21 protein-coding genes are annotated in these 19,508 nt (G+C 61.6%); 8 read left to right on the top strand and 13 right to left on the bottom strand.

Going from position 1 to position 19,508, the window contains the following annotated elements:
- Nucleotides 1-19: 19 nt before the first annotated feature.
- Nucleotides 20-625, bottom strand: a complete 606-nt coding sequence (locus ACYVM5_RS03560) for a hypothetical protein (protein WP_460616804.1) — start codon at nt 623-625, stop codon at nt 20-22.
- Between the two features lie 368 nt (nt 626-993).
- Nucleotides 994-1,506: a nuclear transport factor 2 family protein gene (locus tag ACYVM5_RS03555; protein WP_460616803.1), complete on the bottom strand. Its 513-nt coding sequence runs from the start codon at nt 1,504-1,506 to the stop codon at nt 994-996.
- 142 nt (nt 1,507-1,648) lie between these two features.
- On the opposite strand from ACYVM5_RS03555, the gene ACYVM5_RS03550 reads away from it, so the two are divergent.
- The 4 genes from ACYVM5_RS03550 to ACYVM5_RS03535 all read left to right on the top strand — a co-directional run bounded on the left by ACYVM5_RS03550 (nt 1,649) and on the right by ACYVM5_RS03535 (nt 4,288).
- Nucleotides 1,649-2,236 (top strand): YdeI/OmpD-associated family protein, encoded by a 588-nt coding sequence (locus tag ACYVM5_RS03550; protein WP_460616802.1) that lies wholly within the window; start codon nt 1,649-1,651, stop codon nt 2,234-2,236.
- A 158-nt stretch (nt 2,237-2,394) separates the two neighbouring features.
- On the top strand, nt 2,395-3,528 hold the full coding sequence (locus ACYVM5_RS03545) for a putative sensor domain DACNV-containing protein (RefSeq protein ID WP_460616801.1): 1,134 nt from the start codon (nt 2,395-2,397) through the stop codon (nt 3,526-3,528).
- A gap of 112 nt (nt 3,529-3,640) precedes the next feature.
- The gene (locus ACYVM5_RS03540) at nt 3,641-3,991 is read left to right on the top strand and encodes a hypothetical protein (protein ID WP_460616800.1); all 351 of its coding nucleotides are present in this window, start codon (nt 3,641-3,643) and stop codon (nt 3,989-3,991) included.
- A gap of 51 nt (nt 3,992-4,042) precedes the next feature.
- Nucleotides 4,043-4,288, top strand: coding sequence for a hypothetical protein (locus tag ACYVM5_RS03535; RefSeq protein WP_460616799.1), 246 nt, complete (start codon nt 4,043-4,045; stop codon nt 4,286-4,288).
- Between the two features lie 80 nt (nt 4,289-4,368).
- Here the strand turns inward: ACYVM5_RS03535 and ACYVM5_RS03530 are convergent, their stop codons facing one another.
- The 5 genes from ACYVM5_RS03530 to rluF form a co-directional block, all read right to left on the bottom strand.
- Complete coding sequence (locus ACYVM5_RS03530; RefSeq protein ID WP_460616798.1) at nt 4,369-4,848, bottom strand: cold-shock protein; 480 nt, start codon at nt 4,846-4,848, stop codon at nt 4,369-4,371.
- Between the two features lie 131 nt (nt 4,849-4,979).
- A complete protein-coding gene (locus tag ACYVM5_RS03525; RefSeq protein WP_460616797.1) occupies nt 4,980-5,783 on the bottom strand; it encodes a class I SAM-dependent methyltransferase in 804 nt (267 codons plus the stop codon).
- 163 nt (nt 5,784-5,946) lie between these two features.
- Complete coding sequence (rlmF, locus tag ACYVM5_RS03520) at nt 5,947-6,924, bottom strand: 23S rRNA (adenine(1618)-N(6))-methyltransferase (RefSeq protein WP_460616796.1); 978 nt, start codon at nt 6,922-6,924, stop codon at nt 5,947-5,949.
- Between the two features lie 11 nt (nt 6,925-6,935).
- The gene (locus tag ACYVM5_RS03515) at nt 6,936-7,781 is read right to left on the bottom strand and encodes a hypothetical protein (RefSeq protein ID WP_460616795.1); all 846 of its coding nucleotides are present in this window, start codon (nt 7,779-7,781) and stop codon (nt 6,936-6,938) included.
- A 45-nt stretch (nt 7,782-7,826) separates the two neighbouring features.
- A complete protein-coding gene (gene rluF, locus ACYVM5_RS03510; RefSeq protein WP_460616794.1) occupies nt 7,827-8,915 on the bottom strand; it encodes a pseudouridine synthase in 1,089 nt (362 codons plus the stop codon).
- Between the two features lie 237 nt (nt 8,916-9,152).
- On the opposite strand from rluF, the gene ACYVM5_RS03505 reads away from it, so the two are divergent.
- Nucleotides 9,153-9,821 (top strand): hypothetical protein, encoded by a 669-nt coding sequence (locus ACYVM5_RS03505; RefSeq protein ID WP_460616793.1) that lies wholly within the window; start codon nt 9,153-9,155, stop codon nt 9,819-9,821.
- A gap of 136 nt (nt 9,822-9,957) precedes the next feature.
- Here the strand turns inward: ACYVM5_RS03505 and ACYVM5_RS03500 are convergent, their stop codons facing one another.
- Nucleotides 9,958-10,440, bottom strand: a complete 483-nt coding sequence (locus tag ACYVM5_RS03500; RefSeq protein WP_460616792.1) for a DinB family protein — start codon at nt 10,438-10,440, stop codon at nt 9,958-9,960.
- Nucleotides 10,441-10,546: 106 nt separating this feature from the next.
- Nucleotides 10,547-11,614: a phosphatase PAP2 family protein gene (locus tag ACYVM5_RS03495; protein WP_460616791.1), complete on the bottom strand. Its 1,068-nt coding sequence runs from the start codon at nt 11,612-11,614 to the stop codon at nt 10,547-10,549.
- A 383-nt stretch (nt 11,615-11,997) separates the two neighbouring features.
- Here ACYVM5_RS03495 and ACYVM5_RS03490 point away from each other — a divergent pair, with 383 nt between their 5' ends.
- Nucleotides 11,998-13,464 carry an aldehyde dehydrogenase family protein gene (locus ACYVM5_RS03490; RefSeq protein WP_460616790.1) on the top strand — a complete coding sequence of 489 codons (1,467 nt, stop codon included), beginning with the start codon at nt 11,998-12,000 and terminating at the stop codon, nt 13,462-13,464.
- Between the two features lie 75 nt (nt 13,465-13,539).
- Nucleotides 13,540-14,139: a Uma2 family endonuclease gene (locus ACYVM5_RS03485; RefSeq protein ID WP_460616789.1), complete on the top strand. Its 600-nt coding sequence runs from the start codon at nt 13,540-13,542 to the stop codon at nt 14,137-14,139.
- 17 nt (nt 14,140-14,156) lie between these two features.
- Here ACYVM5_RS03485 and ACYVM5_RS03480 read toward each other — a convergent pair whose 3' ends face one another.
- The 4 genes from ACYVM5_RS03480 to ACYVM5_RS03465 are packed head-to-tail and all read right to left on the bottom strand — an operon-like array spanning nt 14,157 to nt 18,701.
- Nucleotides 14,157-14,573, bottom strand: coding sequence for a hypothetical protein (locus tag ACYVM5_RS03480; RefSeq protein WP_460616788.1), 417 nt, complete (start codon nt 14,571-14,573; stop codon nt 14,157-14,159).
- A gap of 57 nt (nt 14,574-14,630) precedes the next feature.
- Entirely contained in the window at nt 14,631-14,990 is a 360-nt protein-coding gene (locus tag ACYVM5_RS03475; RefSeq protein WP_460616787.1) for a hypothetical protein, read from the bottom strand.
- Between the two features lie 54 nt (nt 14,991-15,044).
- Complete coding sequence (locus ACYVM5_RS03470; RefSeq protein ID WP_460616786.1) at nt 15,045-16,649, bottom strand: hypothetical protein; 1,605 nt, start codon at nt 16,647-16,649, stop codon at nt 15,045-15,047.
- A gap of 45 nt (nt 16,650-16,694) precedes the next feature.
- Nucleotides 16,695-18,701: an FAD-dependent oxidoreductase gene (locus ACYVM5_RS03465; protein WP_460616785.1), complete on the bottom strand. Its 2,007-nt coding sequence runs from the start codon at nt 18,699-18,701 to the stop codon at nt 16,695-16,697.
- A gap of 175 nt (nt 18,702-18,876) precedes the next feature.
- Between ACYVM5_RS03465 and ACYVM5_RS03460 the strand changes: the two genes are divergently transcribed.
- Entirely contained in the window at nt 18,877-19,389 is a 513-nt protein-coding gene (locus tag ACYVM5_RS03460; RefSeq protein ID WP_460616784.1) for an acyl-CoA thioesterase, read from the top strand.
- The last annotated feature ends 119 nt before the right edge of the window (nt 19,390-19,508 follow it).

Raw genomic sequence — 19,508 nt, 5'->3', positions numbered from 1 at the left:
AGGTTGAGATGTGGACATATTATGGTTGTGATGAAGTGGATACGAATTTAACCTGATGAACCGGTTCTTTCTTATATAAATTGTTGAAAATTAAAAAAATGCACGGTATAGCGATGCATAATAGTGAGTACATAACTTTAGGCTTGGCATCTTGTAAATTCTCGGTTCTAACATCGTTGTTTTCGATATTCACATTAAGTTGGTCCGCTAATTCGCCAACAAACCATGTTTTAAACTCCGCATTTGCAAGATGCTCATTGTTTTTACCATAGTGGTTTTTTAACGCGCTTAAATAAGACGTTAATTCAAGCGCTGGAGAGAGGTTCTTATATGACTTGTTTTTGACTATAGCGTACGATTTATAAATAAAGTATGAGCCGACGCATGCGAAATATAAAGTGACACCAATAGATGCTATGTAAATACAGTTGACTATAAAAGGAAAAACAGTGTAATCGTATTGAGTTGATAGAATGTATAGTATCGCAAAAATACCAGTCAGTAAACTTATTGGAATTGAAACAGCACTATCGAGTGTAAACCTTCGCTCATATTCTTTTTCATGCCAGTTAGATAAAAAAGGAAGCCAATCCCATTCCGTTGTTTTGTTATCTTCCTTTTCCATACATTTTCAAAAGTTAATTTATTAGAGTCCAAGCCCTGGTTTGCAACGTATTCTTTCCAAATCTACGCTTATGTTTCTTCTTGGCTGATGCACGTCAGTAGAGAGCGGGGTGAGCCCCCGCCACCCAGCCGCCCACCGCCTCCGCTGCCCCGCCAGCGGCTTCCGGACCACAAACCTTCCCTTCCAGACGCTCGCCAACCGTTTCCGGATGCCCGCCAAACGTTTCCGGACCACAAACCTTGGCGTCCGAAGCCTCGCCAAACGCTTCCGGATACCCACCAACCGTTTCGGGACGCTCGCCAACCGTTTCCGAAGCACAAACCTTCGTGCCGAAGTACAAACCTTCCTTCCGAAGCACAAACCTTCTATCAGTGGTCGTAGCTCACGACGCGGGTGATTTTCCAGGTGCCGGCCTGCTGCTGCCACACCATCACAAACTTGGAGTTGCCGCAGTCCTGGCGGCCGTTTTCCTGGTGGCAAAAGCGTTGCGTGGCGATGTGCATGGCGCCGTATTCTTTCACGGGGTAGACCTCCAGGGTGCCCGGCACCAGCGTGCGGGTGATGTCGGGGCTTTGGGCGAAGAGGCGCGTGAAGCCTTCTTTGGTCTGGGTGAAGTTGCCCAGGCCGCCTTTGTCGTGGTAAAACTCCAGGTTATCGGCGAAGTAGGACATGAGCTTATTCACGTCGTGGGCATTGAAGGCGGCAAACATTTCCGTATCCAGCCGGGCCACCGTTTGGTATAGCTCCTCTTTGGTAAGGGGCTTTGAGGCCGCCGCTGGTGGCGGACTGGTTGTCCCCGTTTGGCGCGGCGTGCTCTGGCCGTGGGCGGTAGTGGCTGAAAGAGCAAAAAGCAGCAGGAGAGTGGCGATGGCGCTACGCATACATGAAAGCGGTTGGAAAGATGTAGAGACGCATATTTGCGTCTCGTCGTTGAACAAAACCGGCCAACGGCGAGACGCAAATATGCGTCTCTACCCCGGCCTTGCAATCCCACCGCAGCTTCTAAATTAAACGTAGCACCCAATGTCCCGCACCGATGCCTACGCCCAGGCCCAGCCCACCAGCCGCGCCGCGTGGCGGCAGTGGCTGGCCGAGCACCACGCCAGCGCCCCCGGCGTGTGGCTGGTCTACTTCAAAAAAGCCAGTGGCCAGCCCAGCGTAAGCTACGCCGAAGCCGTGGAAGAAGCCCTCTGCTACGGCTGGATTGACTCGCACCCCCGCAAGCTCGACGCCGAGCGCACGCAACTGCTCTTCACCCCGCGCAAGCCCCGCAGCGGCTGGAGCAAGGTGAACAAAGAACGACTGGAGCGCCTGGAAGCTGCCGGCCAGCTGATGCCCGCCGGCCTGGCTGCCATTGCCCGCGCCAAGCAAAACGGCGCCTGGGAAAGCCTAGATGCCGCCGAAGCCGGCTTGGTGCCCGAAGACCTGGCCGCAGCTTTAGCCGCTGATGACGCGGCCGCACGGCACTTCGCCGCCTTCTCGCTTTCGGCCCGCAAAGGAATTCTGACCTGGGTGCTGGGCGCGAAGCAGCCCGCAACCCGCGCCCGCCGCGTGACCGAAGCTGTGCGAATGGCAGCGCTGGGCAAGCGGGCAAACTTCGACCGGATGTAGAGACGCGACACTTCGCGTCTCCTCGTTAAACAATTGGGGCCAGACTTGTTCGAGTACGGACGTTCAACGAGGAGACGCGAAGTGTCGCGTCTCTACACCATTTCATGACTGGGCAAGACTTGCTCATTCACCCCGCCACCCGTCCCCATCTTTGCCCCATGCTCTCCGAACCCACCTACCTCACGGCCCGCATGGCCGCCCCCATGGTTGAAGCCCACTTCGCGCGGCACCGGGCTGCCAGCGTGGAGGACGAAAAACGCCTCGCCTCCCCACCCGAAGCGCAGTGGGTCGAAGCCGTGATTGATGCGGCCTTCTGGGCCAGCCTGCGGCGGGAGGAGGGCCACCCGCCCCGCATTTCGCTGGCGCTGCTGCCGCTGGAGCAGGCCCGGCAGCCGTTGGTGTTTGGCCAGCGCCGCCACCTCACGCCCGCCAACCTGCTCAAGCTGGCCCCCGCCGTGGAGCAGCCCGGCCTGCACCTCGGCGTGTGGCACGATGCCGACGGGCTCTATGTGTGGGGCACGGCCACGCGGGTGCCGCCGCTGTGCTTCGTGCTGGAGGTGGTCGAGCCCGGCCTGCTGGTGGTGAAGCACCGCCGCGCCGGCGGCTTCGGCAAGTTTGTGAACGTGGCCGTGCTGCGCGGCGACCACCTCCAGCTCGTTGATGAAGAGCACGGCGGCCTTAGCGACTGCGCGGCCCTGCGGGCCTTCCTGCCCGGCCGCAGCCTGCCGTCGCCCGAAACCGGCGAAACCGACAACGTGCTGCTGGAACTGGCCGCCGCCATGCGCGCCCACGGCCGGGGCGGGCTGGTGCTGGTGGTGCCGCCCGGTTCCGAGCAGTGGCAAAAATCCATCGTGCAGCCGCTGAATTACCCCGTGGCTCCGGCCTATACCGGCATCCGGGCCGTGCAGCGGCCGGGCCAGTCGAGGCGCAAGTGGCAGGCCGCGCTGCGGCGCAACATCGGCATCGTGGGCGGCTTCACGGCCGTAGATGGGGCCACGGTCATCACCCAGGAATACACGCTGCTGGCTTTCGGGGCCAAAGTGGCGCGGGCCAAAACCAGCACGCCCGTCGAGCAGCTGGTCCTTACCGAGCCGGTGGTGGGCAGCGAGCCCCGCAACCTGCACCCCGCCCAGAACGGTGGCACCCGCCACCTGGCCGCCGCCCAGTTCGTGCACGACCAGCGCGACACCATTGCCCTGGTGGCGTCGGTGGATGGGTTCTTCACGGTCTTCGCGTGGTCAGATTCCTTGCAACTGGTGCACGCGCATAAGATTGACGTGCTGCTGCTGTGATGTCACAGGCAGCCGCACCAACAAAACGGCAACCTTCCGGCAGCCTCTTGCGAATACCCTAAGCTAACCGCGCTGCCGGGCTCATCTGGCTCTGCACTTGCCATTTATCGCCATGGCTTTCCCCTTCCAATTCCTGTTAGAAACCGTTTTACCGCAACTTCTTATGGGCAAGGACAAAAAGAAGCACTCGAAGAAGGACCAGACTTCGGAGAATGTTCTGGATGCCGTGGCCCTGTCAATCAAGAAGTTTCGGAAGGTGACCAAGGAAATTTCCAAGCTCAGCACCGGCCAGAAGCTGGTGGGGGGCCTGGCGCTGGCCGCCGCCGGCCTGGTTTACCTGGCCACCCGCGAAACCGACGAAACGGCTGCCAACTCCGACCCCAAAGCCTTGCCCGATGGTGCCGATGCCGTTGCGGCGCCCCACCGCCACCGCAAAGCCCCCAAGCATTTTTCCGAGGAATAGCCGGCGGCAAGTGCCCGCCCGGTCCCGCGTCACCCTCAATCAGCCCGCGCTATGAAAAAGACCAAGGATAAAGCCGCCAAAAACAAGCCCGCCAAAAAGCAAACCCTGCTCGGCGGAGCCACCAAATCGCTCAAAAAGCTGCGCAAAAGCAAGCTCACCACCACCCAAAAGGTATTGGCCGGCGCGGCACTAGCTGCTGTAGGCTTAGGCATGCTGGCGAAGCGCAACGGCAAAGCCACCAGCCCCGATACTGCCGCCGCCGAGGACAGCCTCGCCGCGCTGGACGCCAACGCCTAAAACTACCTGTTCACCGAAAAGCCCCGTTTCCGAAGCTGCGAGAGCTTCAGAAGCGGGGCTTTTCGGTATAAGTCGAGACGCTATTCGGCGGCTGGCGGCGTGGCGCTGGCCTTCTTCACGCGCACGGCGTTGGGGCCTTTGGCGCCCATTTCCACTTCAAAGTTTACTTTGTCGCCTTCCGAGATGGGGCCGCCGGCCAGGCCGTTGGCGTGCACGAAAATGCTCTCCTGCGTCACCGAATCCTTGATGAAGCCGTAGCCTTTCGAGTCGTTGAAGAAGGTAACCGAACCGGTGCGGACGGTGTCCTCCGGCTCGCGGTCTTCCTGCTTGGCAATGCTGATGCGGATGTCCTCGTCCTTGATGACCCGCTTTTTGGTGGGGTCGGGCGGGGTAGAGGTAATGTTGCCGTTTTCGTCTACGTAAGCAAACATTTCCTCTAAGGCCGCGCCGGACTTGGCGTTGGCCTGGCGCTCGGCTTTGCGCTCTTCCTTTTCGGTTTTCTTCTTCGCGCGCTTTTTCTCGTTGTCTTTCTTACCAAATGTCTCTTGAGACCTACCCATAGTTTTTTGTTGCTAAATCATTGTATCCGCCTGACGCAAATCTGATGAGAAAGGCAAGCGGGGGAGTGAACACGACGAAGATACGAAATAACTGAAGGGTATTCAAGATTCCGCTTTTGCTGAGGCCATGCTTAGGCCGGCAACTTCCGGCCATACACCCAATCGTCGATGTAGCGGGTGCCGGTTTCCTGCGACCAAGTGTCGTAGCCATTGGCCTGCAAGTAGTCCATCACAAGCTGCTTGGTCCGGAAAAATTCATTGCCTTCGGCCTCAAACCGGAAATCGTGGCAGGCAATGGCCACGTTGGGGATATCCAGTTCGGGCCGGGCAAACACGGTGCTGAAGAACCGCTCCGCCCCCTCAATATTGATTTTCAGCAGGTCGATTCGTTTGATGCCCTCAGCCGCGCAAAAATCCTCAAACGGCAGTCCGGGTACCTCGTAGGCCGTGCCAGCGCTTTGGCTGTTAAGCGAAGAAGACAAATAGCTGGTGGGGGCATCGTCAATGATGACAGGGCCCGGCTTATCGTTGATGGCAAGGTTGAATAGCTTCACATTGCGTAGGTGGCTGTCCTCAATCAACTGACGCAACACCTGGTACACGGCCGGGTTGGCTTCGATGGCATATACCATGCCCGCTGGGCCCACCAAGTCGGTGTAAATGCTGGTTTCCTCGCCGAGGCCTGCGCCCACGTCCACTACGGTGTCGCCCGGCTGGGGGGTATAGTAATGCGCGCTCACCCGTTGTACTTCTTTAGTCAAGTGTGCCCGGGTCAGGTACCAGCTAAATGACTCGCTGGCGATGCGAATATCACCCAGGTCATAAATGAAAAACCGTCCTTCGTTGAGAACCTTCAGGGACTTGAGTGTTTGGTGGTTACGCAGGTATCGCAGCTTGCAATAGAGAAATAACAAATGCTTATTCCGGATTTTCATAAGTAAGCGACAGGCGGGTGGAAAGAAAACCGGGTGCAGTTTGGCAGAGCGGAAAATGGCGGAATAAAATGGTCAGCGCACTGGCAAGTAAACGATTTTATGTGAAACGCCAGTTAACCTGATTATTACAGTCAGGCGGCGGATGGTGGTTGGCAAGGGGTGTTTAATGCGAAGCCGCCCACCGCGTTTTGCGCCAGGTTTCCCGCTGCGCGGGCGAGAGGAAGGTCCAGGCCACGAGGCGGCTTTTCTTCTGGCCCTGAGCCATTTCAATGGTGCGCACTTCAGTTGCCCCGGCCGTTTGCAGGGCGCGGTACACGCCGGGCAGGGTTTCTTTTTTGGAGACGAGCGAGGTGAACCAGTAAGCGGTGCGGGGCCGCCGGCCGCTCTCTTGCACCATGCGCCGGATGAAGCTGGCCTCGCCGCCCTCGCACCACAGCTCGTTGTTCTGGCCGCCAAAGTTCAGGACCGGCCGGGGACCGCGCCCGGTGCCCAGGCCGGCGGTTTTGCGCTGCGAGCCGGCGGCGGCGGCGGCGGCCGAAGCGTGAAACGGCGGGTTGCACATGGTCAAGTCGAACACCTCGCCCGACTGGATGAGGCCGTCGAAAATGCGGGTACGGGCCGGTTGCAGGCGGGCTTCTATGGCCCCGGCCAGGGCGGGGTTGGCGGCCTCAATCTGCTGGGCGGCACGCACGGCCACGCCGTCGATGTCGGAGCCCACGAAGTGCCATCCATACGCGCGCCGGCCAATGATGGGGTAGATGCAATTGGCGCCCACGCCTACGTCGAGCACGGTTATTTCCTCGCCGGGGGGCAGCACGCCGCCGTTGCTTTCGGCCAGTAAGTCGGCCAGGTAATGCACGTAGTCGGCCCGGCCGGGGATGGGCGGGCACAGGTAGCCCTTCGGAATATCCCAGTGTTCGACGCCATAAAAATGCTTCAGCAGGGCGCGGTTCAGCGCCTTCACGGCGGCAGGGTTGGCGAAATCAATCGACAAGCTGCCGTGTGGGTTGGGCCGCACGAAGGCCGCCAGCTCGGGGCTAACCTTGCTGAGGAGCGGGAAATCGTAGGGCGCGCGGTGCGGGTTGCGCGGGTGCAGCTGGTCTTTTTCGGCGAGTGGGGGAGGCGTAGTGTCGAGCTTCATTAATGGGGTAATTACGTCGTTTTATAGAGATACCAGCCATCGCCCAGTGGCCGGAGCACGATGAGGCCATCGGGCTGCATAGCGGGCAATAGCGCCGCCTCGGGCTGGTAGAGCAGGCCCACCGTGCTGTCGATTTTGCCGCCGATGACGAACTCCAAGCAGCTGCCGCAATCGGTGGCACGCCGCGTGACGCGGCCTAGGTAAAGCTGCCGCAGCAGGGCGTGCACGGCCGGGTCGGCGTTGGCAGCCTGCTCGTCGGTGGCTTCGTCGGCCCCAATAGCAGGGTCGAAAAACCGGCCGCTTTGAACTCGGCTCAATACTTCCTGAAAGGCAGCCCGGTGCTGGTAGAAGTGGGCGGCAATGTCGGCATCGGCGCTGGTCCAGAGGCGCAGGTTGCCGATGGTGAAGGCGTGGCTGGCGTCGGGGTGCTTGCGGTTGTAGTCGGCCACTTCGGCGGGCGGCATGGCGGCCAGCAGCGCCACCATGGGCGGCCCCAGATGCGTCATGGCCAGGTTGCGGATGGCACTTAGTTTCCAGCCTTCGGCCTCGCGGCGAAAGTGCAGGTAGAAATCGCGGCGGCTGGCTGAGTCGCGCAGCTCCACGGCCACCACGGCCGTGGCCGAATCCTGCCGCACCAGCTGGCAGGCGCGCTGCACGCGGGGCGGAATCTGCTGGCCCAGAGTTTGGCGCTTGGCCTGGCCGGCCACCTCACAGCAGAGGTAGCTTTTCATGGCGGGCCACCCGGCGGGTGCCACAAACTGCTCGGCAATGACGAGCGGCGGAAGCAGCGGCGCGGGGCCGGCCCACGCGGCCACGCCGGGCAGCCAGAGGCAGAGTAGCAGGAAAAAATGCTTCATCCGAAGGCTAACGGCAAACCGGGGAGTGATAATTCCGCCGCCGGACTAGCGCGGCCGGGCCGGGCCTTTGCGGCCCGCGCCGGATTTGCCTTTGCCACTGGCGGCCGGGCGGGTGCCCAGGTTGCCGGTTTTAGGACGGGCAGGGCCGCCAGCGCCGCTGCTTTTGGGGCGTGAGCCGCCGCCGGGGCCGGCTTTGGCCGGGCGCTTGGTGCCGCCCAGGCCGGGCTTGGTGCCGGATGCGCCGGGCTTTTCGGGGCGGGGGCCCCACCAGCCGGTGCCCGAGGGGTTGTACATCGTGGGCGGGCCGGGCTTGCGGGGGCGCGGGGCGGGGCGGCCTTCACCCGTGGCTTTGGCTTGTGGCGCAACTTTGGTCGTTTTGGCGCGGCTGCGGCCGCCGGAGGCTTCCTCGGTGCCGCTCGAATGGGCCACCATTTTCATGATGCCGGCCACTTCTTCCGGGGTCAGCTCGCGCCAGTCGCCCACGGGCAGGCCTTTGAGGCTGATGTTCATGATGCGGACGCGCTCCAGCTTGGTCACTTCATAACCGAAATGCTCCACCATGCGCCGAATCTGGCGATTCAGCCCTTGCACCAGCGTGATGCGGAAGATGTAGGGCGTTTCTTTCACGATAACGCAGCGCTTCGTGACTACGCCCAGCATGGGGATGCCGTGGGCCATTTCGTCCAGCATGCGGTCGGTGAGGATGCGGTCCACGGTCACCACGTATTCCTTTTCGTGCTGGTTGCCGGCCCGCAGAATCTTGTTCACGATGTCGCCGTCACTGGTCAGGAAAATCAGGCCCGACGAGTCCTTATCGAGCCGCCCGATGGGAAATACGCGGGCGGCGTGGTTCACATAGTCCACGATGTTGCCGCGCACGCCCGGTTCCGAGGTGCTGGTGATGCCCACCGGCTTGTTAAAGGCCAGGTACACGGCGTCTTCGGCCTGCTTGGGTTCCAGCTTGTGGCCGTTCACGGTCACGCGGTCGCGCGGGCCCACCTGGTCGCCAATCTGGGCGGGCTTGCCGTTGAGCAGCACCGCGCCTTCGGCAATGTAGCGGTCGGCCTCGCGGCGCGAGCACAGGCCGCTTTCGCTGATGAACTTATTGAGGCGCGTGTACGAGGCAGCAGGCATGGGCAAAAAATCAAAAAGAAGAAACGCGGCGCACAAGCGCCCCAACAAAGGTACGCCGTGCAGAAACGGGGCCGACCCGATGCCCCATGGGTGCCAAACGGAGCGCAAAACGGGCATTTTGCTCGGTCCTGGCACCGGGCTGCCGCGCCGGCCGGCACAACTTCCCGACAAGCGCCACCGTATCAGCCCCTAAAAATGGTTAAATGGCCGTTTTTAATTCCTTAATCTTTGCATTCCATGAACTTCAAATTGCTCGGCCTGATGGCCGCCGCCGCGCTCACCACCGCTTCCTGCACCCAGGACAAAAAGGTTGAAACTACCACCACGACCACGCCGGAAGCCACGACTACAACCACCACGACCACCGTGGACACGATGGCCGCCTACGACGACGCCCGCCGCATGGCCGCCCGCGTAGCCGAAGACCTCAAGCTGACCGACACCACCGTGGTGCGCCGCATCGAGCGCACTTACTACACCCGCGGCCGCAAAATCAACGCGCTGCAAACCCAGTACGCCACCGACACCACCGGCCGCTACGCTGCCATCCGCCAGGCCAACGACGAGGCCGATAACGCCATCCGCACCGACCTGAACAACCCGGCGTACTACAACACCTACTCCTCCAACCGCGCCAACTACGGCGAAGGTCCCTACTCGCTGGTTCCCGGCACGGTAACCACCACGACTACCACCGTGCACCGCACCGGCGGTAGCGTGGGCCAGGGTTCAGGCGTGAAAAAAGTGGACAATGAAAACGACGGCGACCACAAAGTGAAATACGAAAACGGCGCTAAAATCAAGCGTGACGACGACGGCTCGGTGAAAATCAAGCGCGCCGACGGCACGAAGATTAAAATCGACGAAAACGGCAACCGCACCGTAAAGAAAGGCTTGTTCAAATAAGCACTTTTGTCATTCCGACGCAGCAGAAATCGGGGTAAAGCCATTTGAAGAGCTTCTCTCAGATTCCGCCTTCGTTGGAAGGACAGTTTACAAAAAAGCCCGCTCCAGTTCAGGAGCGGGCTTTTTTGTGTTTTGATTAATAATGAATAATCTGCCGGACGTGGTGCTCCAGGTGCAGCACGTAGTCGGCAATGAGCCAGTGCAAGGTGGTGGGATTGCCGTTGACGGTGAGGTACTCGTGGTCGAGCAGTTCGGCGGGCAGGCGGTTCAGCACGTGCAGAATGAGGCGGTTCTGGCTGGTCCAGAGGGTGAGCAGCTCGGCGCTGGGCAGGTGCTGGTAGTCGCCGATGCGCACCCAGGCATCCTGGTCGTAGGGGCGCAGCCGGTGCGGGGGCGGGCCCAACTGCGCCAGCACAATGCGGCGGTAGTTGTTGAGGGCCGAATCGATGAGGTGCCCCAGTATTTCCTTGCGGCTCCAGCGGCCGGGCCCGGGGTATTCGGTCAGGTCGGCCTCGGAATACGTTCCCCAATAGCGGGCTAGCAGGTCGAGCTGTTCGGCCAGCTGCGTGCAGCTCTCGGTGAGGGTTGGGGTGGCAAGCGAGGGGGAGTAAACAGCCATAGTGGTAACGCTAACTGTTGGGGAAAGGCCCAATTGATACAATCAAGTTAAACCACCGGTCAGGCTTTGTGGTAAATAAATAGATGAATGGCGATATTTGCTCGTTCTACAGCCGCAACGACCAGCTGGCTCCCGTAAACGGCCCGTAGGTGTAGGGCGCAAACAGGCCCCGGCGGTACCACGGCTTGGGGTGCGGCAGCACCTGGAAGCCGGTGCCGTGCACGGCCGGGTCGGCGGCTTCGGGCTGCTCGACGCGGGTACGGCCGTTGCGCACCGCAATTTTGGCGAAGGCGTAGCCCAGCGCGATGCCCACCGGGTAGTCGGAGGCCCAGTGCACGCCGTTGTTCAGCATCGAATAGCCCAGCAGGCCCATCAGGCCGTAGCCCACGGGCCGAATGAAGTGGTATTCGGGGTAGTTTTCGGCGATGACCGTGACCGTGGCCATGGCCGTGGCCAGGTGGCCGGTGGGGAAGGCGTCGTAGTTCGGGACGAAGTTCTGGTAGGTGTTGTACGACGGAAACAGGTGCCACTCGCCGCGGTCCTTGGTGGCCACGTAAGGGCTTTGGCGGCCGGTGAGGCGCTTCATGGTTTGCACCACCAGGCCGGTGCTGAAAATGGCCTCGCCGAGCTGGCTGGACGTGCGCAGGGCGCGGTTGTCCTTCTTGATGCCGCCGTAAATCCAGAAGCTGCTGGCCACCGTGAGGTGCGTCCAGCCGTCGCCAAGGAAGTAAAACGTGCTGTTGAGGTTATCGGGCACGTTGAACTCGAAGGGCAGGTTGGCCGAGCCGATGTGGAAAGGGACATGCACCAGCGTGCGCTGGGTGCTGGCCGCTTTCAGGCCCAACTGCTTGCCTACATCCTGGCTCCAGTCGATGATGTACTGGTCGGCCGCCCACAGCACCACCGAGCCGGCTGCCAGCTCAATGAGCGTTTCCTTGTTCTCCTTGCGGAAGGCGAAGCCCGGAAACTGGCCCAAATCGCGTGGAATGTGGTAAGCCCATTCGAAAGGCTTGGGCTTGTCGTAGTGCCAGGTCACGCCCGGGGCCACGGTGTAGTCGGTGATGCGGCCTTTGGCGTCGCGCGGGTGGATGTGCGGCAGCGAATCCATCGGCAGGGGCGTCAGGCGGGTCGGCTTGGGCTTTTGGGCTGCCACGGCCAGCGTGTCGGCTGACATAGTGTTGACAATGAGCGATTCATGGTTTGTGAAATGCCGCTCCCGGGCCTGCGTGAGGCCGGTGGAAGTAGCAAGCAAGGGAACCAGAAGCGCAACAAACAGCCGCGAAATGCGACGGGGATAAAGAGAAATCACGGAAAAAAAGTACCAGTAATATCAGCGGGCCGGGCCGGTTTTAGCGCCGGCGGGGCGGGTGGTATAGGATGAAAAAACGCGGGCCGGAGCCCAAATAGCAAGCTGCAAAGGTAACACCTACTTCACGTTGGATGTACCTACAAGCCAAAGACAAGCGTGCAGACGCACAGCTACCCGAAATGTTGTGCAAGCCGCGTATCTTTCTGCAAAGCTGGCCGCGGAGGCCGGCAGAGCTAATTGCGCTTTCTATGCAACCTGCTGTTTTAGTGAATGATGCTGCGGAAGAGCACGCCGCGCCGATGAACCTGATAAACAAATTTCAAGCGCAGTTTGAGGCGTTGCGGCAGCGTACGTCCGCCCTGCGCAGCGAGGGCGTGGTAGCCCGCCGGGCCCGGCTGCAAAAGCTCAGCAGCTGGCTGCACGCGCACCGCACCGAGATTCAGCAGGCCCTTTATGCCGATTTCCGCAAGCCCGCCACCGAAACCGATTTGACCGAAATCTGGACCTCATTAGTCGAGCTCAAGCACACCAGCAGCCACCTCAAAAAGTGGATGGCCCCGCGCAAAGTGGGCGTGAGCATGGCCCTGCTGGGCACTCGCTCCTGGGTGCAGGTGGAGCCCAAGGGGGTGGTGCTCATCATCGCGCCCTGGAACTACCCGTTTTACCTGGCCGTGGGGCCGCTGATTTCGGCCATCGCGGCCGGTAACGCCGTGGTCATCAAGCCCGCTGAACAGACGCCGGCCACTTCCGCTCTGTTGCGGCGGCTGTGCGAAGACCTATTTCGGCACGATGAGGTGCTGGTGCTGGAAGGCGGTAAGGAAACGGCCACCGAACTGCTGAAGCTGCCTTGGGACCATATTTTCTTCACCGGCAGCCCGGCGGTGGGCAAGATTGTGATGCGCGCCGCCGCTGAGCATTTGTCGGGCCTCACGCTGGAGCTGGGCGGCAAAAATCCCGCCGTGGTGGACGAAACCGCCGACCTGCGCGACGCGGCCGAGAAAATCGTGTGGGGCAAGTTTCTCAACAACGGCCAGACCTGCGTGGCCCCCGACTACCTGCTGGTGCAGGAAAGCGTGCAGCCCGCGCTGCTGACCGAGCTCACGGCCGCCATCCAGCGGGCCTATAATCCCGATGGGGCAGGCATCGAACAGTCCGATTCATTGGCCCGCATCGTGAACGCGCAGCACTTTGCCCGCCTCGCCGGCCTGCTCGAAGATGCTCAGACCAAAGGGGCGACCGTGGCCGCCGGCGGCACTGTGGACGAAACCCAGAACTACATCGAACCCACCATTCTGACCAACGTGCCGGCCACGGCCCGCGTGCTGGAGGAAGAAATTTTCGGCCCGCTGCTGCCTGTGCTCACCTTCAAAACCCTGCGCGAAACCACGGAATATATCAACGCCCGCCTCAAGCCGCTGGCGCAGTACGTGTTCAGCACCAGCGCCGAAAACCGCCGCTACCTGCTCGAAAACGTCTCGGCCGGCGGCGCGGGGGTGAATGAGACGGTGCTGCACTTCGCCCACCCCGAACTGCCCACCGGCGGCGTGGGCAATTCCGGCCTCGGCAAGGCCCACGGCCACGCTGGCTTCCTGGCGTTTAGCAACGAGAAGGGCGTGATGCGGCAGCGCGTGGGCTTCACCGGCATCAAGGCCATGTACCCGCCCTATACCGGGCGGGTAAAGCAATTGGTAGCGCTGCTGGTGAAGTATCTGTAGTGGGGCCAGCGCAACCAGAAGCGAGGCCGGTTTGCCGTTTTTATCTTTGAGGGCTATTTATTTTCCATTCCAGCTATGGGCCAGCCAGAAATCCAACGTCATTACACTTCCGCCGAATATTTTGCTTTGGAAGAGAAGAGCGAACTGCGGCATGAATTTTTTGATGGCGAGGTGTTTGCGATGGCAGGTGGCACTAAGTCACACAACTTAATCACGCAAAATATCGCACTCAGCCTGCGAGGAGCATTGCGTGGTAAAGGCTGCCAAGTGTTTATGGAAGATGTGCGACTAGCGGTGCAAGACAACTTTCACTATACATATCCCGATGTAATGGTGAGTTGCGACCCCACTGACCGGCGCGACCCTTATTTGGTGCGCCAGCCCGTGCTCATCGTGGAAGTGCTGTCGCCCTCCACAGCCGAGTACGACCGCAGCCAGAAGTTCAACCAATACAAGAAAATGGGGTCGCTACGCCATTACATCTTGGTCTCGCAGACGGCCTGGGTACTGGAGTGGTTCCGGCGCGACGAGTTGGGGCAGTGGATTTACACCGTACTCAGCGACCCGGCAGACGTGCTGGAAATCCCGGATTTAAACTTGCGCCTGCCGTTGGCCGACGCGTACGACGACACCGACGTGGCCCCGCTGCTACCGCTGGCCTCGCCGGAAGCGTAGCCGCCAGGTCGCAACACCTACTTCTGGCGCTGCTGCATCTCGGCAGCCATTTTGCGCTGGTTGGCGATGAATTGCTTGAATTTGACGGGGCCGAGGGTCTGCTGCAACTCGCGCTGGGAGGCGGCGTTGATGCGCTTTTGTTCGGCCAGCAGCTGCGGCGACTGGGGCGGGAATTTCTCCTTGGCGGCGTTGGCCTGCGTCACGGTATTGCTGAGGATGCTGCGCACCCGGCCGGTTTGCTCGGGCGTGAGCTGGAGGTCGGTGGCCATCACATCGGCGAGGTCGCGGGCGGCGGTGGGCGGCGTGGGCGAGTCGGCGGTACGCACGGTTTCGACCACGGGCGCAGTCTTGTCGCGGTGATGGAAGATGGAGCAGCTGCCAAAAATCAGGCTGGCGGACAGCAGCAGCGGCAAACGGAGGGGAGAAGTAAGCATAAGAAAAAGCCGGTTTTGGCCGGCTAAACCCTTATACGGCGATGGACACCCAAACAGCTATTGTGGCACAAACCAGGGCCGTTTGAGCGGGGTACCCTGGCGGAGACGCCGTTCTATCTTGGGCCGCCGGCGGGCGAGCTTTTGGCGTTGCCACTCAGAGGACAACAGCAGCTGAGTCTGCTCATTGGTGCGCCGCTCGATACTGCGCAGTTGGTCGCGGCGCGGCTGGCCGTGCAGCTTGCGGGCCTGCAGGCGCAACACCTGGCGCTCCCGTAGCAGGCTGTCGAGCCGGACCAGGTGGTTGGTGCGTTCCAGATTGTATAGGAAGCGGTTAACCCCGCCGTTGCAGTTGCCGAACAATAGTATTGCTACCAATGGCAACAGGCACAGATAGGGCAGCGGCGGGCGGCGTTTCATCTATTCAAACATACGGTAAAATGCGCATGAACAGAAAGTTAACCCGCGTCCACCTTAGCGCCGGAACATGGTTAGAATTGTCATGCCGTCAACCTGGATATTATGCACCGGCGTACCAAATTGCGGCTCATACGGCCCGGGGTGCCAGCGGTAGATTCCCAGAAAGTATTGGGCCTGCGCGTGGGGTACGAAGCGCAGCCGGGCGCGCTGGGCGGCCGGGAGTAGCAGCGAATTGTTGTGCAGGACTATTTTCTGGGGCAGCGTGTCGCTGACGGCCACGGTGGCGCTGGAGTCGTGGGCCAGCACCCATGCCAGCCCGTCGCGGCCCGATACGCCCCAGTAGTCGCGCTCGAACAGGCGTTGCGCTACCCGTCCGGGCAGGAAGCTGAAGTAGCCGTACTGGTACGGGTGGTCGTGCACCTGCCGGAAGACTGTGTGCATCACCCCCAAAGCCAGCAGCCCGCCAGTGAGCCAACCCACGCGCCGGCCCACCGAAGCCGGCGGAACTTCCTGCCAGGCGCGCACCCCCGCTCGCAGCCCGCGCAGCGCCAGTAACACAAAGGCCGGATAGATGAAATAAACATGCCGCCAGCCATCATATACTACTGATTGAATGGCAACTATCACCACCAATGGCCCCAGCAGCCAAGCTCCGAACAGCAGGTCCTGCCGGTTGGTGGTATGGCGCAACCAGGCGGTGGGGCGGGCCAACAGCCCGCGCAGCACCGCCCAGGCCCCACCCACGGCCAGCGCCGTGTAGGCCACCGGCGTGGTTACCAGCAGCCACACAGACAGGTAGTGCCACGGCAGCCGCTGGCAGGATATCAGTTCGCGCAGGTAAAACACCTTCATCGTCTGCCGGTAGCGCCGGAAACTGCCGAAACACGCCCAGAACCGGGACACCGGCGCTTCCCACAAAAACGGCCAGAACAGCACCACTAGCGGCGCCAGCGCCCCCAGGTACCACGTCCCGGCCCGCAGCAGTGCCTCCCGCCGCGCCGGCCGTGCCCACATCTCCAGCGCCCCGAAAGCCACGGTGAGGCCCGGCAGCAGAATGCCCATGGTGCGCACATCGGTGGCCAGGGCGCAGACCAGCGCGTGGAGCAGCGCGCCGCGCACCGTGGGCCGGTGCAGCAAGCGCGTGAGTGTGAGCACGGCCAGCGCAAACAGGCTCAGGAACACAATGTCCTTGTAGTTGTAAAACGCCTCGGCGAAGATGCGTGGCGAGAGCACCAGCAGCGCCGCGCCCACCAGCCCCCAGCGCCAGCTGGCAAACCGCGCCCGCCCCAGCCGGTACACCGCCCACACGCCGGCCACGAATACGCCGAAGGTGAGCAGGTGCCGCATCCAGCCGGCTCCGCGCGGGTCGTGGCGGAAAAAGACGATTTCCAGCCCCGCCAGCAGCATCTGGAATATTGGACCGTGGTCGGCGTCGCCGTGGGTGGCCAGCTCGTGGATGCCAGCGAAATGGCCGGCGGCCAGCACCTGCGGGGCCAGCAGCTGAGCCACGTAGCGCAGGCTCATGTAGCCCACCATGCGGTCGGCGCGCTCGTCCCAGCCCATGCCGTAGTCGCGCACCAGCAGCGGGCCGAGCAGTAATAAAATCCCGAAAAACAGGCCGGTTGCAATCCGCCGTTTTGTATTGTCAATCTTCCCCATGAAGTGCCTGAAATCGACCCCAAAGGTAGCTTCCGGCGCGGGGCGTCAGGCCAGGGCCGCAGCTTGGGATTCCACGGCACGGCCGGCTTTCAGGCCCTGGGCTGTGAAGTGCGCCAGTGCCATGATGGTGAGCATGGGGTTCACGCCGCTGCACGCGGGGAACGCCGAGGCATCGGCCACGAAGAGGTTTTGCACCTCCACGGTTTCGCCGTTGAGCCTGAGGGGGTGCGTGGCGGCGTCGCCGCCCATGCGGCAGGTGCTCATCTGGTGGGCGCTGTAGAGGCCGAACTGGTTGGGCTTCCAACTCAGGTGGGGCAGCTTGTCGAGCACTTCGGGGTTCTGCAAAACGCCATCTTTAGCGTGCAGCGTGGGCAGGGTGCCGTGAGGCAGGTACACTGTTGAGGCCCCGGCCGCGACGTGGATTTGGGCGGCGGCACGCACGCCTTCCAGCAGGTTGGCGCGGTCGAAATCCGACAGCGTGTAGTCAATCAGCGGCGCGCCGTTTTTGTCGATGCTGACCCGGCCGCCGTCGCGGTCGCGGGTGAGCACAATGAACGAGCCGAGGTGGTCGGCATCGCGCAGCAGCTCGTGATGCTGCTTGCCGGATAGCCAGGGCAGCACCATGCTCAGCAGGCCGGGGTGGGTGGGGGGCGTTTCGAGCTTCGCGCCGAAATTGGTACCGTGCAGCTGGGTGTAGGTGTCGTTCACCACGCTCATGCTGGGGCCGTGCCAGGAATTCATGGCCTGCGGGTAGCGCGCGCCCACCACCACCGTGGGGTGCAGGTGCAGGTGGCGGCCCAAGTGCGGGTGCTTCAGGCCGGAGCGCAGCAGCAGCGCGGGTGTTTGAATGGCCCCGCCGGCCACTACCACGCGTTTGGCCTTCACCGTGATTTGTACTTGACGGCCGTCGGCGGTGGTGTGCACGGCGGCTGCACCGGTGGCGCGGCCCTGGCTGATGGTCACGCGGTCGACTTTGGTGTCGGCCAGAATGCGGGCCCCGTGCTCGAAAGCAGTAAGCAAATACGTGTTTAGCGTGCCTTGCTTGATGCCGTGGGCGTCGCCCAGCGTGGTGTAGCCGAGGCTGCGGAAGTGGCTATCTGAGTCAGTCAGGCCCTTTTCGTTGCGCGGAATCAGTTTCACTTCCTGGCCCAGCTTGGTCGAGCCGTCCCAGAGGGCCTGGTTCTGGCCGTTGTGGCGCGTGTAGTTGGTGTTCACGCCAATGGTGCGGGCCACGGCGTTGAGGCTTTCCTTGAACTCCAGCGTGGTGAAATGAGGCGCGTTGTGCTCGCGGGCCCATTCCTGCAGCACGTAGTCGGGGGTGCGGAAAGCGCCGGCCCAGTTTACGGTGGTGCCCCCGCCCAGGCAGGAGCCGGCCAGAATGCCGATGCTGCCGTCTTGGGTTGAGAGGGTGCCTTTGGCGTCGTAGAGCGTGCCCAGCATGTCTACTTCGCGCTGCGTGAAGTCGCAGCCGTGGCAATAGGGGCCTTTTTCGATGACCAGCACATCAAAGCCGGCTTCGGCCAGCTCGCCAGCCATCACACCACCGCCTGCCCCGCTGCCGATTACCAGCACGTCGCACTCATACGTGGTGCTTTCGGTGGGGTGTAGGGTGCGGATGGGCTTGGGCGAATCCACCGGTTTTTCATCGGGGCCGGGGTAGCCGAGGCGACCCCATGCGGCCGGTACTTCGGCCATGCTGCCGCCGTAGTACAGCAGCGTGCACAGCTTGCGCAATGCGTTGAAGCCCTTGCGCAACTGCGGCACGTTGCTGGCGGCCCAGCTTTGCAGCAGCTGCTCGCGCTGGGCCGGTTCCAGCTTGCGGAAAGGTTTCAGGGGGCCAAACCAGGTAAGGCCCAGCAGCGGCTTCTCCATGAGGTCGAGCAGCTGGCCGAACTCGTTCTGCGCGCCCTCCGGCTGTTCGCGGATGGCTTCCTGCAACTTGTCCAGATTCAGACCAGTGGAGCCGGCGGGGCTGCCATCGGGTAGGGCGGGGATGAAGGTGTCGGCCAGGGCTAAGAGGACAGCGGAGCGGGCGGGCGTAAGCGAAAACATGCGGCGGGAATTTTGGATGGTAAAAGGTAAGGGTTTTTCCGCTAAGTGTTAGGCGTGCCGAGTAGTTTTTGAGGTGAAAGGGTGTGGGGGTAGCAAAAAAGAACGTCATGCTTCGACTGCGCTCAGCATGACGTTCTGACGGCGACCTTTGCACTCCCAAGACACCCTACACCCCATGCCCAAGCTCCTCCAAACGCCCGAAACCACGTACTGCGTCCACTTCCAGGACTGCGACATGCTGGGCCACCTCAACAACGCCCGCTACCTCGATTACTTCCTCAACGCCCGCGAAGACCACACCACTGAGCATTACCAGTTGAACATGGGCGAAATAGCCCGCGAGCAGAAGGCCGGCTGGGTCATCACCAAGCACCACATCAGCTACCTCAAGCCGGCGCGGCAGGGCGTGCGGGTCCGCATCCTGAGCCAGCTCATTCACTTCGATAATTCCAACCTGGTGCTCGAAATGCAGATGCGCAGCGAGGACGGCCAGCGCCTGCTGGCCCTGCTGTGGTCGGAAATGACCTTCGTGAGCATGCCCGCCGGCACCCGCACCGACCACTCCAACGCCATGATGGACCTGCTCGACGACCTCGACGTGGAAAGCGTGAGCTACGACCCCGACGGCTTCGATGAGCGCGTGAAAGAGGTGCGCCAGGAGCTAAAGAAGCTGCGGCGGGAAGGGTGAGTTGAGCTAATAGTTGGGGGCGTCTGTCATCCTGAGCGCAGCGAAGGACCTTATCACGACTGAACGACTTGCATTAAATAATGATGCTGCTTGTTCAGTCGTGATAAGGTCCTTCGCTG

This window comes from Hymenobacter ruber, assembly GCF_054783255.1.
Note: the sequence above shows the minus strand (reverse complement) of the source record. Positions and strands in the feature narration are given on the sequence as shown.